General features: G+C 40.1%; 12 protein-coding genes. 8 read left to right on the forward strand and 4 right to left on the reverse strand.

The window, feature by feature from the left end:
• Positions 1-44: 44 nt before the first annotated feature.
• Positions 45-2,816, reverse strand: a complete 2,772-nt coding sequence (locus tag G498_RS0104605; RefSeq protein ID WP_026980077.1) for a 2-oxoglutarate dehydrogenase E1 component — start codon at positions 2,814-2,816, stop codon at positions 45-47.
• A 107-nt stretch (positions 2,817-2,923) separates the two neighbouring features.
• Between G498_RS0104605 and G498_RS0104610 the strand changes: the two genes are divergently transcribed.
• Positions 2,924-3,478: a hypothetical protein gene (locus tag G498_RS0104610; RefSeq protein WP_026980078.1), complete on the forward strand. Its 555-nt coding sequence runs from the start codon at positions 2,924-2,926 to the stop codon at positions 3,476-3,478.
• Here G498_RS0104610 and G498_RS15350 read toward each other — a convergent pair.
• A complete protein-coding gene (locus G498_RS15350; protein ID WP_051269725.1) occupies positions 3,469-3,807 on the reverse strand; it encodes a helix-turn-helix domain-containing protein in 339 nt (112 codons plus the stop codon). The genes G498_RS0104610 and G498_RS15350 overlap by 10 nt on opposite strands.
• A 159-nt stretch (positions 3,808-3,966) precedes the next feature.
• On the opposite strand from G498_RS15350, the gene G498_RS0104620 reads away from it, so the two are divergent.
• From G498_RS0104620 to G498_RS0104635, 4 genes are all read left to right on the forward strand, one after another.
• Entirely contained in the window at positions 3,967-4,521 is a 555-nt protein-coding gene (locus G498_RS0104620; protein WP_131387663.1) for a glycine zipper family protein, read from the forward strand.
• Between the two features lie 88 nt (positions 4,522-4,609).
• Positions 4,610-6,994 carry a DUF5686 family protein gene (locus G498_RS0104625; protein WP_026980080.1) on the forward strand — a complete coding sequence of 795 codons (2,385 nt, stop codon included), beginning with the start codon at positions 4,610-4,612 and terminating at the stop codon, positions 6,992-6,994.
• Positions 6,995-7,146: 152 nt separating this feature from the next.
• Positions 7,147-7,686 (forward strand): YiiX/YebB-like N1pC/P60 family cysteine hydrolase, encoded by a 540-nt coding sequence (locus G498_RS0104630; protein ID WP_026980081.1) that lies wholly within the window; start codon positions 7,147-7,149, stop codon positions 7,684-7,686.
• A gap of 5 nt (positions 7,687-7,691) precedes the next feature.
• The gene (locus G498_RS0104635; RefSeq protein WP_026980082.1) at positions 7,692-8,096 is read left to right on the forward strand and encodes a hypothetical protein; all 405 of its coding nucleotides are present in this window, start codon (positions 7,692-7,694) and stop codon (positions 8,094-8,096) included.
• 9 nt (positions 8,097-8,105) lie between these two features.
• Here the strand turns inward: G498_RS0104635 and G498_RS0104640 are convergent, their stop codons facing one another.
• Positions 8,106-8,456 (reverse strand): hypothetical protein, encoded by a 351-nt coding sequence (locus tag G498_RS0104640; protein ID WP_026980083.1) that lies wholly within the window; start codon positions 8,454-8,456, stop codon positions 8,106-8,108.
• Position 8,457: 1 nt separating this feature from the next.
• The gene (locus G498_RS0104645; RefSeq protein WP_026980084.1) at positions 8,458-9,432 is read right to left on the reverse strand and encodes a polyprenyl synthetase family protein; all 975 of its coding nucleotides are present in this window, start codon (positions 9,430-9,432) and stop codon (positions 8,458-8,460) included.
• 138 nt (positions 9,433-9,570) lie between these two features.
• On the opposite strand from G498_RS0104645, the gene G498_RS0104650 reads away from it, so the two are divergent.
• From G498_RS0104650 to G498_RS0104660, 3 genes are read left to right on the forward strand one after another with little or no spacing between them, the layout of a single operon-like run.
• On the forward strand, positions 9,571-10,173 hold the full coding sequence (locus G498_RS0104650; protein WP_026980085.1) for a TetR/AcrR family transcriptional regulator: 603 nt from the start codon (positions 9,571-9,573) through the stop codon (positions 10,171-10,173).
• A gap of 9 nt (positions 10,174-10,182) precedes the next feature.
• Positions 10,183-11,517, forward strand: coding sequence for a TolC family protein (locus G498_RS0104655; protein ID WP_026980086.1), 1,335 nt, complete (start codon positions 10,183-10,185; stop codon positions 11,515-11,517).
• Positions 11,518-11,524: 7 nt separating this feature from the next.
• Positions 11,525-12,598, forward strand: coding sequence for an efflux RND transporter periplasmic adaptor subunit (locus G498_RS0104660; RefSeq protein ID WP_026980087.1), 1,074 nt, complete (start codon positions 11,525-11,527; stop codon positions 12,596-12,598).
• Positions 12,599-12,635: the final 37 nt, after the last annotated feature.

Consider the following 12,635-nt stretch of genomic DNA (forward strand, 5'->3'; position numbering starts at 1 on the left):
TTTTATAAGTGTTGTTAGTGATATGATGTTCAAAAATACAATTTTTATTGGAATAAGGTTTTGTCGAAAACCATTGCAATGGCCGCCGCATGACGTTTCTTAGAACGCACGTAACTACCCGCTGCCGGCGCACTGTACGCTTTAGGCGAAGCCACACGGAATTTCACTTCGTGGAAGTTCATCAGCATATAGCCGTAGGCCCCCATGTTGCGCGGTTCTTCCTGTGCCCAAACGTAGTCGTCTACATTCGGATATTGTGCAATAACGGCTTTCATCTGTTCGATTGGTAACGGGAACAATTGCTCTACGCGTACCAAGGCTACATCGGTTCTGCCGTTTGCTTCCCGTTCCGCTTTTAAGTCGTAGTAGAATTTACCGGTACAAAACACTAAGGTTTTGATATCGGCTTTGTTCACGTTGGCATCGTCGATAACTTCCTGGAACTGGCCGTTGGCGAATTCTTCGACAGACGAAACTGCTTCCGGGTGACGCAGTAAACTCTTAGGTGTAAACACTACCAACGGTTTACGGAATTTCGTTACCAATTGTCTTCTTAACAAGTGGAAGAAGTTGGCCGGAGTCGTACAATCCGCTACGTACATGTTGTGGTTGGCACACAGTTGTAAGAAACGCTCCATACGCGCTGAAGAGTGCTCAGCACCTTGGTTTTCATACCCATGCGGCAGCAACATAACGATACCGTTCTGGTTGTTCCATTTGTCTTCCGCTGCGGAAATGTACTGGTCAATCATGATTTGCGCCCCGTTGCCGAAATCCCCGAACTGTGCTTCCCAAATGGTTAAGGCATTCGGATTGGCTAAGGCATAACCGTATTCAAAACCTAAAACGCCGTATTCGGAAAGGTGGGAATTATACACGAAGAAGTTTCCTTTTTTGTTCGGGATGTGATCCAACAGGATTACTTCTTCTTCGGAATCTTCCACTTTTACCACCGCGTGACGGTGCGAGAAGGTTCCGCGCTCTACGTCCTGACCGGAGATACGCACGTCGTACCCTTCCGTTAACAGGGAACCGTAGGCCAGCATTTCACCCATTGCCCAATCCAGTTTGTCCGTATCGAAATACATCGCTTTACGGTCGGCAATCAGTTTGGTGATTTTGCTGATGAATTTTTTGTCTGATGGCAGTTCCGTTACGGTTTTGGCCACATCGTCCAATATTTTGCGGTCTACTTTGGTTTCAAATTTCTGAAGCATAACCGAAGCTTCTGCCTGCTCGAATCCTTTCCATTCGTCCTGCATGAACGGCGTGATTACCGTTAAATCTCTTTTGCGGGATTCCTCTAAGCTTTCCTCCAGATTGGCTTTGTACTGTGCTTCCAGTTCGCTTACATAATTGCCGTCGATGGTTCCTTCTGCTTTCAGTTTGTCGGCATACTGGTCTCTCGGGTTTTTATGTTTGGAAATGGCTTTGTATAATTTCGGTTGGGTGAATCGCGGTTCGTCTCCTTCGTTGTGCCCGTATTTTCGGTAGCCTAACAAGTCGATGAACACGTCCTGTTTGAATTCCATACGGTATTCCAAAGCGAACAACATCGCGTGTACTACCGCTTCGGCATCGTCTGCGTTTACGTGCAATACCGGCGACAAGGTTACTTTGGCGATATCGGTACAGTAGGTTGAAGAACGCGCATCCAGATAGTTGGTGGTAAATCCTACCTGATTGTTGAACACTACGTGAATGGTTCCGTTGGTTTTATATCCGTCGAGTTTTGCCATCTGAATGATTTCATACACAATCCCCTGACCGGCTACGGCAGCGTCTCCGTGTACGGCAATCGGCAATACTTTGGACGGATCTTCGGAAAAATATTTGTCCTGTTTCGCACGGGCAATTCCTTCAATTACAGCCCCAACCGTTTCCAGGTGCGAAGGGTTCGGCGCTAAATTGATGTTGATGTTTTTACCCGATTGCGTGGTACGGGTCGCGGTTAATCCCAGGTGGTATTTTACGTCCCCGTCGAATAAAGCGTCGTCATCGTAATCTTTTCCGTCAAATTCGGAGAAAATGTCCTGCGTTGGTTTTCCGAACACATTGGCCAATACGTTCAGACGGCCACGGTGTGCCATTCCCATTACGAATTGCTCTACGCCTTTATCGGCTGCGGCTTCAATCAAGAAATCTAAAGCCGGAATAGCCGACTCGATTCCCTCTAAAGAGAAACGTTTCTGCCCTACGTATTTGGTGTGAAGGAAGTTCTCGAAAGAAACCGCCTCGTTTAATTTTTTCAGGATGCGTTTTTTGGCGTCCGGAGCAAAATTCGGCAGGTTGTCATTGATGTCCAGACGGCGCTGAATCCAGTCGATGACTTTCGGATCGCGGATGTACATGTACTCCACTCCGATGGATTCGCAATATACTTTGTTCAGGTGGTCTAAAATTTCCTGAAGCGAACAAGGATTCAGATTGACAATTCGGGCGGCATCAAAAACGGTATTCAGATCAGCGGTGGTCAGTCCGAAGTTTTCGATATTCAGCGTTGGCGAATACGTTCTGCGCTCGCGAACCGGATTGGTTTTGGTAAACAGGTGCCCGCGGGTTCTGTAGGCGTCAATCAGCTTTAAAACATTGAATTCTTTCTGTATTTTTTCGGAATTTCCGGAAACAGCTATTTCTCCGTTGGCCATCGCATTGAGTTGCGCTACAGGACCGTTGCCAAATTCGTTGGCGAAATCAAACCCCTGAAAAAAACTTCTCCAACTGGGTTCTACACTGTCCGGATTTTCTAAATATTGGTCGTATAAATCGGCAAAAAATGCCGTATGTGCTGCGTTTAAAAAGGAAAACCTATCCATAATACTGTCGTATGACGATTTTGGGTTAAAAAAATTTACGCAAAAGTACAATACTTTATAATAATCTTCTAATGTTTTTCATACTTTTATGTCATAAATTCTTCTTAATGATGAACTTCAAAATCAACTTCCATATTTTTTTAACATTTGTTTTACCGTCTCTTCTTTTTTTAACAGTTATTCCTTCAGGATACGCTCAGGAAAGTGAAAATTCGCAACAAAAAAGTAATTTTTGGAGTCATGTTCATTTCGGCGGCGGACTGGGTTTGAGTGTGGGCAGCGGGTATTCCAACATCATGGTGGCACCGAGCGCTATTTATGAGGTAAACGATTATTTTTCAACCGGTTTGGGGGCGCAATACAGCTATGTAAGCTCGCGGGATTACTTCAATTCACACCTATACGGTTTAAGCCTGATCGAATTGTTCAACCCAATCCCGGAAGCTCAGATTTCCGTGGAACTGGAACAGCTTCGTGTAAACAATACGTACACACAATTTAACCCGGAAATCAAAGACAATTTCTGGAACACCGCTTTATTTTTAGGAGCCGGGTACCGCGCGGATAACGTGACCGTCGGGATTCGGTATAATGTATTGTACAAAGAAGCAAATAATGTGTACAGTCAGGGGTGGATGCCGTTTGTTAGAGTCTATTTCTGATGTTTATTGTTCTTTTCCACAATTAGTCTGTCTATTTGTGCAAAAAAGCTTTCAATTAGTTCTCCCGAAGCTTTAATGGTTATTTCAATATGTTTTTCATTATTTGTAACAGCTACCATGCCGCTATCCTGTTGCTTTTCTTCTAATAATAAGTATTCAACGGATACATTGAGTGAAGTTGCAAGTTTCTTAATGTACTCGTGCTTGATACCTGTACCCTGCTCCCATTTTCCAATTGTTACCTGACTTACACCAATTAAGCAGGCTAATTCTTCTTGTGAAAGTCGTCTGTTCTCGCGTAGTCGTTTTATTTTAATCCCTGTTTTCATGGCTTATACGATTAAAAATAAGAAAAGTTATATGTTTTAAAAACAAAATTATAACTTTTAAAGCATATAGTGTTGATTTTTTTGTATTATTTTGTAATATTTGCACTACAAATACTCGAGGATTTGTTTTCTTTTATTATCAATTTAATTATTACAAAAATGAAAAAATTAGCATACACTTTTCTTTTAACTTTAACATTTACAATCATTTCCTTCGGTCAGGAAAACAACCCTTACAATCAAAGAGGGATTGATCTGGCAAACACTTACAAAATCTTAATCGAAGATATAAGAAATGGAAAAATTAAATCCGTTGATCAGGAAACCCTTGACTATTACACATTAAAAACCCCAATAAAAACAAAGGTTAGTCTAGAATCCGTAACCGATATCATAAGCCAATTAAACGGCCAAAAACCTGAAGAAAAGCTAAAGAACCTGTCATTGAGCAATTACTCAAAAGAAATCCTGCTGAAAGTCGGAGAGAACAAAACTGAACTTATCAAATTAGTAGATCAGGTTAAAGCTTCCAAAATAAATCCTGAAGAGAAAGAGTTTTTATTAACAACTTTAGCATTTACTTATAACAGAGGAAACAATGATGGCTTTTGGGGCGCATTAGCAGGAGCCGGAATTGGGTATTTGATTTGCAATGTTCCTTGCTCTGTTGTTGGAGCTGTAATTGGAGCTGTATGGGGTGAAATAGGAAAATAAAAGTAAATAAATCATACTACAGCAAATCGTTTTTGAAAAAAAGATATATTTGCTGTAGTATTTACCTTACTTTGATAATTTATTGAAAATGATTCGGAATCTAAGCCTATTATTAATACTATTCTCAACATATGTCTATCCGCAAGGGATTGTTAAAGGGAAGATTATCGACAGCAAAACAAAAGAACCTTTAGCCTTCGCCAACATAACTTTTGACAATAATCCGCTACTACGCACTTCTTCAGACATAGAAGGCAACTTTTTATACCATTCTGAAAAAAAAGTAATCCGTTTAACTTGTAGTTATGTAGGCTATCAAAATCACACTGTGTTGATTGCCTCACAACAACCCCTTATCATCGAATTAAATTTCTCACAAACACCATTAAATGAGTTAGTCATCACAAATGGCGAGAATCCAGCAAACCGCATCATAAAAAAAGTCATCCAAAACAAATGGCAAAACAATCCGGAAAATCTGAAATCGTTTCAATACAACTCCTACAACAAAACGGTTTATGATTTCAAGTTCAAAGACAGTGTTGACAACTCACTCACTGCGGTTAAGAAAAAATTGAAAGGAGGTCACTTGTTTATGATGGAAAGTGTTACTGAAAGAAAATTTGTATCTCCGGATATAAGTAATGAAGTGGTTATTGCAACTAAAGTTTCCGGATTCAAAAGCCCATCGTTCGCCTCTTTGGCAACAGATTTACAACCGTTTTCTTTTTACAAAGATCATATAAAATTATTCAACGTTGCATACCTTAACCCAATCAGCAAAGGAAGTTTGAACAAATACAAGTTTAAGATAGAGGATACGCTTCATCAAAACAAAGACACTGTTTATGTGATTTCATTCAAACCTTTAAAAAGCAAAAAATTTGACGGATTGGAGGGCTTACTTTATATTAACACCAACAAATACGCTATCCAAAACGTAATTGCTTCACCTTTTGTTAAAGGCAAAATAACCCTCAAAATCCAACAACAATACATGCTGATTGACAATGAGCACTGGTTTCCTGAACAATTAAATTACACTTTGTCGTTTCCGGAATATCCCAGCAACAAAACAAATATGTTTGTAGAAGGAAAAAGCTTTATACGCAATGTAGCTTTAAACCTACCGTTGGAGAAAAAAAACTTCTCCTTTCAAACTGTAAGGATTGATGAAAATGCCACGCAAAAAGACAGCATTTACTGGAATCACTTTCGTGAAGAAAAATTAAATACTACAGAAAAAACAACTTACCATGTTATCGACAGTATCGGAAAAAAAAACAAATTCGACTTCTACCTGACATTCTTTGAAAAAATATCCCTAAATAAATTCCCTACAACATATTTTGACATTGACATTTCCAAGACGTTTGTCTGCAACAAATTTGAAGGATTTCGTTTAGGTACCGGGATTTATACTAACGAAAAAACATTTAAAAATTTCGTTATAGGTGGCTTTGTTGGATATGGCACCAAAGACAGACAATGGAAATATGGCGGAGAATTCCTTTACACCGTCTCGAAAAAAGATGATTTTTTTATTGGGCTAAAACATCAGAAGAATTTAATTGAAACAGGCGGCTACGGATTGAATCTTCAAAGTCAGAACTTGTTTACGCTACGAAATTACATCGGTTACCAATTTGACATGATTACCGAAAACTCTTTAAAAATCGGAAAAAGAAGTTTTAAATATTTGAAATGGGACATTGCACTTCAGCAAATGCACGTCGTCCCACAATATACATACACCTTCAAAAATGACGGTTATGATTATGAAAATTACAACAACACCAGTCTGGCGGTACATTTAAAATTTGCTTTCAAAGAAAAAATAATCAGTACTTTCAATCAAAATTTCAGTATCGGAACCGAATATCCTATTGTCCGAGTCGCCTATTCAAAAGGGCTGAAAAATTTATTTAACAGCTATTTCAACTACAATAAGATTGAAGGAGAAGTTGAACAGTCGCTTTACTTTAAAAATTTAGGGAACACAAAATACCGATTAACTGCAGGATATATTGATACCCAATTACCCTATGGTTTATTGTTCACCGGCGAAGGAAGTTATGATACCAACACTCCTTTTCTTATGAAAAACAATTTTCAGACCATGCTTCCGTATGAGTTCCTCTCCGATTGTTATCTTAATTTGTTTGTATCCCACAATTTCGGAGGGTTACTTTTTAAAGTAGCCAATTTCCAGCCCAACATAACGGCACATCATAATATGGGCTATGGAAATTTAAGAAACAACACCAATCACCTACTCCTTCCCTTTAAGACCAAAGACAAATTGTTTGTGGAATCCGGCATTCAGGTTGATAATCTGTTAAAAATAAATTATCTCAATTTAGGCTACTTAGGAATTGGCAGCGGAATCTTTTACAGATATGGCGCCTATTCAAACCCTAATTTAAAAGACAATATCGCCGCAAAACTTTCGATAACTTTTTCGATAAAATAACATACTGTAAAATGCTTAACCAATTTATATTCAAACCATTAAGAGCATCGCTCAAAATACATTTATTCTGTTTCTTATGTGTTAGTCTTACTATTTCAGCTCAGAAATATCGTGATTTTCAAAATATTAAACTTCAGGACAGTACAATTTATATGGTGTGTAGAGGAACAAAAGCCAAATCCGGATTCATTGCAGAAAAATTTAACCTGCAGGACAAAAACAGTACCCACGTTGGCATAGGATACCTTGAAAATCGTTCACTTAAAATATTCAATGTTTCGGACACGAAAAGCGAAGCGGGAAGCTCCCTTATTGTCGACTCCTTAAATTCTTTCATCACCAAAGACACCTACTATATAAGTATTTGGAAATGCAACAACAAGCCTCAAGATTTCGAAAACCTGAAAAAAATTTGTGAAAAACACAAAGCCTCAAAAATAAAATTCGATTTTTCATTCAATATCGAGGACGATGAAAAAATGTATTGCTCAGAATTCTGCTGCAAAGTGTTAGTCGAAACAAATGGAGACAATTTCCAATTTCGCCCAAGTATTATACAACTTGATGGTTTTTACAAGTCTGTAGTACACCAAGATCAATTAACGTTTTATCCCGTCGATTTCTTTCAAGCCAACGAGAATTTCACCAAAATATACGATTCGTTTATCGACAATGAAACAGTTAAACTTTAAGCATCATGAAAAATCTTTATTCCACACTTCTATTAAGTTTACTCTCTTCCGTTTGTTTTGCCCAATCCGACTTCGACAAAATTTTAAAAGGAAGTGAAATCGTTATGGCAGGTCTGTCCGTCTTTAAAGTCGCCCAATCGGAACCCAAAAAAAATACTACAGCGATTGAAAGTCTGTGTGTTAAAAACAAACTCGAAGAGAAAATTACTTTCAAAATCACGGGGAAAGACGCACAAGACAATGAAGTAAAAAAAGAACTCGTCATACAGAACAACGGAAAAGAATGCCTTTATAATTTACCAAAAGGAATTTACACTTACGAGGTTATTCTCCCTAACAAAGAAGTTTACAAAAAAGGAGAATACAAATTTGACGGCGAGATGCTCTTTACGGTAAAAAAAGAGGATTAATTTTATTTTTTACAACCTATTTCTAAACCAAACCTTCTGCCATTCGCGCTTCAGAATCAGAAAAGTAACCTGTTCGGCCAAGTCGACCAAATCAGAACCGTCAAGCTGTTTGATTTTATCTTCGGATACATCAATAATGTAAAGTAAATTAAGGTATTCGGCGAATTTGTACTGAATGAGTTTGTAGATTTTCTCGTGAAGCTGCACTTTTAAATCGATGGGCGCAATGGCCGGATCAAAGTCGACACTTTCGTTCGCGTAGGTAAAATCTTTGTTGATTTGCTCCACCAGTTTTACGTACAACGCCTCCTTCTGCGCTTCAGATAACAATAAATCGGTATTTTGAGGTGCTGCAAACATCTTATACTTTTCTGCCCATCAGGTTTTCCCCGAACGTTCTTAAAACGGTTTTCTTATCCGATTCGATCTGCATGTTATCAAGGGTTTCGAACGCTTTAAACGTAAAATCCTTAATAGCCTCGCGGGTAGCTTCACTGGAACCCGTCTGATTGAAAAGCGCTTTTACTTTTTCAATTTTATCGGTATTGTCACTCGGCTGAATGGAGAACAGATGTTTCAGTTGCGCTTTCGCATCGGCATCGGCAAATTCCACGGCCTTCAGGTAAAGATACGTTTTTTTATTTTCGATAATGTCACCGCCCACCTGTTTTCCGAAGGTTAACGGATCGCCAAACGCATCGAGGTAATCGTCCTGCAACTGAAAGGCAATCCCTAAATTCAGACCAAAATCGTAAATCAGGTTCGCATTTTCGTCTGAGGTTCCGGCTACAATCGCACCCATTTTCATCGCGGCACCCACTAAAACAGCTGTTTTGTATTCAATCATTTTCAGGTATTCCTGTATGGTCACGTTGTCGCGATTTTCGAAATCGACATCCCACTGCTGGCCTTCACACACTTCCAGAGCCGTTTTACTGAACAATTTTGCCAAATCTCTGAAGACAGCAGGTTCGTACTGTTCAAAATACTGGTACGCCAAAATCAGCATGGCATCTCCAGACAAAATACCGGTGTTGATGTCCCATTTCTCGTGCACAGTTTCATGCCCGCGACGCAACGGTGCATCGTCCATAATGTCGTCGTGGATCAGCGAAAAATTGTGAAAAACCTCAACCGCCGTAGCCGCAGCCAACGCTTTTTTATAGTCGGCATTGAAAACTTCTGCAGCCATTAGGGTTAAAACCGGCCGGATGCGCTTTCCTCCCAACGATAAAATATACTGAATGGGTTCGTATAAATTTTTCGGCTCTTTGTCGATGGAAATTTGGGCAAAATGCTCGGCAATAAACGTTTGGTACTGCGAAATGGAATGCATACAACTAAATTTTCGGCTAAAGTACTCCAAATGGCGAGTTTTTCAAAAGCAAATCAAATGTTAAATTTTTCTAAATACTTTGGAAACTTTTTCAGTGTTAAAAGTTTCCGTTGTAAATTTGCGTCAAATAATTGAAGAATGAAGAATGATATTTTACAGAAAGCTTCAGACATGTTCCTCTCTTTAGGTTTTAAAAGTGTGACCATGGATGACATCGCCAACGAACTGGGCATTTCGAAAAAAACGATTTACCAGCATTACGCGACCAAAGACGATCTGGTACAAGCCACCACCCTGTTTCTTTTTGAGACTATTTCTGCCGGTATCGATGAAATCTGTGCCGTGAATAAAAATCCGATAGAAGAGTTGTTTGAAATCAAAGAATATGTGCTGCGCCATTTAAAAAACGAGAGCAGCTCTCCTTTTTATCAGCTTCAGAAATTCTATCCGAAGATTTTTTCGACCTTAAAATGCAAGCAATTTGATAAGCTGGACAGTTGTGTGATTCAAAATCTGAAAAGAGGAATTGAACTGGGGCTGTACCGCAAAGAAATCGATCTGGAATTTATCGGGCGTATCTATTACACCGGTCTGAATTCGCTGAAAGACATCGAAATATTTCCCGAAACCATGTTTAACATGAGAAGCCTTCAGGAAAATTTCCTTGAATACCATTTAAGAGGCATCACAACAGAAAAGGGACTGGCCGTTTTAAAACAATTTATCATCAAACAAGAATAACATCAAAAAATGAAACACAAGATAACCATCGCACTGCTATGCATCGCTTCTGCGCTTCAGGCACAAGTTAAAGAACTGTCCCTGAAAGATGCTCTTACTTTCGCCCTAGAAAACAAAGCCGAGGCTAAAAAAGCAAAACTCGAAGTAGAAAACAGCAATCACAAAATTGCGGAGGTTCGGGCTCAGGCCTTGCCGCAAATCAGTCTTAACGGAGGTTTAACCTATAACCCGATTCTGCAACAAAACGCGCTTCCGGGTGAATTTTTCGGCGGTCCTGAAGGTTCCATCATTTTAGCGCCGCTGGGCCAGAAATGGACGAGTAACGGAACCGTGAGTTTATCGCAGAACCTGTTCAATCAGTCTGTTTTTACCGGTTTGAAAGCGGCGCGTTCCACCCGCGAATTTTACAGCATCAACCAACAGTTAACCGAAGAACAACTGATTGAAAAAGTAGCCAACAGCTACTATCAGGTATATGTAACCCAACGAAAATTGGCCATAGCCGAAAGCAACCTGGAAAGCACCAAAAAAGTGCGCGACATTATCAGAGGACAATACGACAACGGCCTAGCCAAAAAAATCGATTTAGACCGTATTTCGGTGAAAGTAAGCAATCTGGAAGCCGCACGCCAGCAATTGACCAATGCGGTACAACTTCAGGAAAACACTTTAAAATTCTTCATCGGAATGCCAATGGAGCAAGAAATCAAACTTCCTGAAAATTCCATAACCGTAACCGCAGAAGCTTTTATCACGAAAGCCGAAACCGGCAACAGAACCGAAATGGCGCTTTTAAAGAAGCAGGAGCAATTGCTGAGTTTTCAGAAAAAAGCCTATCAGGCGGAATATTTTCCGGTGCTGTCGCTTAGTGCCAATTACGGCTACTTAGGACAGGGAACGAAAATGCCTTTGGGCGGAAAACCTAACGATGTTTTCTGGACCGACTTTTCTTCCATCGGATTAAACCTTCACATTCCTGTTTTCTCAGGCTTTTCCACCCGTTCCAAAGTACGTCAGGCGGAAGTAAGTCTGAAAAAAGTTGAAGAAGACATCAAAGACACTGAACTGGCCTTAAACTATCAGTTTGAGAATGCCAAAACACAGCTAAACAACAGCATCATCAACATCCAAACCCAAAAAGAAAATGCCGATTTAGCCAAAACGGTTCTGGAAAACACCAAAAACAATTACGTAAACGGTTTGGCTTCCTTAACCGAATTACTGGATGCCGAAAACGCTTTATCCGAAGCGCAAAACAATTACACCACCGCCCAATTGGAATACAAACTGGCGGAAATACAAATCATCAAATCAAAAGGAGAATTAAAAAATTTAGTAAACTAATCAAACAATGAAGAATAAAATAACCACAGTAGTAATCATTTTAGGCGCTTTAGGTCTAATCGGATTCGTATTAAGCAAAAACAAAGCGAGCAACGAAGCCAAAACAGCCGTTGTAGCCGAAAACAACGCCACCGTAGTTGTTAAGGTAGACACTGTAAAAACCGAATCGGTAAATCAGAACTTTACCACCAACGGAACGTTTGCACCGGCTCAGGAACTAAATTTCTCCGCAGAAAAATCAGGGAAAGTCATCAGTGTTTTGGTAAAAGAAGGCGACCGCGTAAGCAAAGGACAAACCCTTGCCGTAGTGCGAGGCGATGTTATCAATGTGGAAGCACAAACCGCAAATGCCAACTATCAGAATGCTTTAAGTGATTACAACCGTTTCGAAAGTGCTTATAAAACCGGCGGGGTAACCAAACAACAGTTGGATCAGGCACGCATCAACATGGTAAACGCCAAAGCGCGTTTGACACAGGCGAACATCAATGTGGGCGATACGCGAATCAAAGCACCGTTTAGTGGTATCATCAACAAAAAATACATCGAAGTGGGAACCATTCTTGCCGGAATGCCACCTACAGAAATGTTCGAAATCGTAGACGTTTCCAAACTGAAACTTAAAGTTACGGTAAACGAAAATCAGGTAAGCAGCCTGAAAATCGGAAGTCCAGTTAAGGTAACCGCAACGGTATTTCCGGATAAAGCATTCGACGGAAAAATTACCTTCATCGCGCCAAAAGCCGATGCAAGTTTAAACTTTGCCGTGGAAATTGAAATTGTCAACAACCCGTCCGGCGATTTAAAAGCCGGAATGTACGGTACCGCGAATTTCGTTCCGACCACCACCGACAATACACCGCTGATGATTGTGCCGAGAACCGCTTTCGTGGGAAGTGTAAGTGCCAATGAAATTTTCGTAGTGGAAAAAGACGGTTCCGCCAAACTGAAAAAAGTAACCGCCGGACGAATTTTCGGGGAGCAGGTAGAAATCCTTAACGGACTGGCCAATGGTGACATTGTGATTACCAGCGGGCAAATCAACTTAACGGACGGAACAAAAGTAACGGTATTAAAATAAGTGACAAGCAACAAGGGCTAAGGCATCGGAGAATGGC

The sequence above is a fragment of the Flavobacterium suncheonense GH29-5 = DSM 17707 genome, assembly GCF_000430025.1.
Lineage (GTDB): Bacteria > Bacteroidota > Bacteroidia > Flavobacteriales > Flavobacteriaceae > Flavobacterium > Flavobacterium suncheonense.

Excerpts from the sequence above, each read along its gene's own strand:
- G498_RS0104640 (WP_026980083.1), bottom strand. The coding sequence starts at position 8,456 with ATGTTTGCAGCACCTCAAAATACCGATTTATTGTTATCTGAAGCGCAG.
- G498_RS0104610 (WP_026980078.1), top strand. The coding sequence starts at position 2,924 with ATGATGAACTTCAAAATCAACTTCCATATTTTTTTAACATTTGTTTTA.
- G498_RS0104620 (WP_131387663.1), top strand. The coding sequence starts at position 3,967 with ATGAAAAAATTAGCATACACTTTTCTTTTAACTTTAACATTTACAATC.
- G498_RS15350 (WP_051269725.1), bottom strand. The coding sequence starts at position 3,807 with ATGAAAACAGGGATTAAAATAAAACGACTACGCGAGAACAGACGACTT.
- G498_RS0104660 (WP_026980087.1), top strand. The coding sequence starts at position 11,525 with ATGAAGAATAAAATAACCACAGTAGTAATCATTTTAGGCGCTTTAGGT.
- G498_RS0104605 (WP_026980077.1), bottom strand. The coding sequence starts at position 2,816 with ATGGATAGGTTTTCCTTTTTAAACGCAGCACATACGGCATTTTTTGCC.
- G498_RS0104625 (WP_026980080.1), top strand. The coding sequence starts at position 4,610 with ATGATTCGGAATCTAAGCCTATTATTAATACTATTCTCAACATATGTC.
- G498_RS0104635 (WP_026980082.1), top strand. The coding sequence starts at position 7,692 with ATGAAAAATCTTTATTCCACACTTCTATTAAGTTTACTCTCTTCCGTT.
- G498_RS0104655 (WP_026980086.1), top strand. The coding sequence starts at position 10,183 with ATGAAACACAAGATAACCATCGCACTGCTATGCATCGCTTCTGCGCTT.
- G498_RS0104630 (WP_026980081.1), top strand. The coding sequence starts at position 7,147 with ATGGTGTGTAGAGGAACAAAAGCCAAATCCGGATTCATTGCAGAAAAA.
- G498_RS0104650 (WP_026980085.1), top strand. The coding sequence starts at position 9,571 with ATGAAGAATGATATTTTACAGAAAGCTTCAGACATGTTCCTCTCTTTA.
- G498_RS0104645 (WP_026980084.1), bottom strand. The coding sequence starts at position 9,432 with ATGCATTCCATTTCGCAGTACCAAACGTTTATTGCCGAGCATTTTGCC.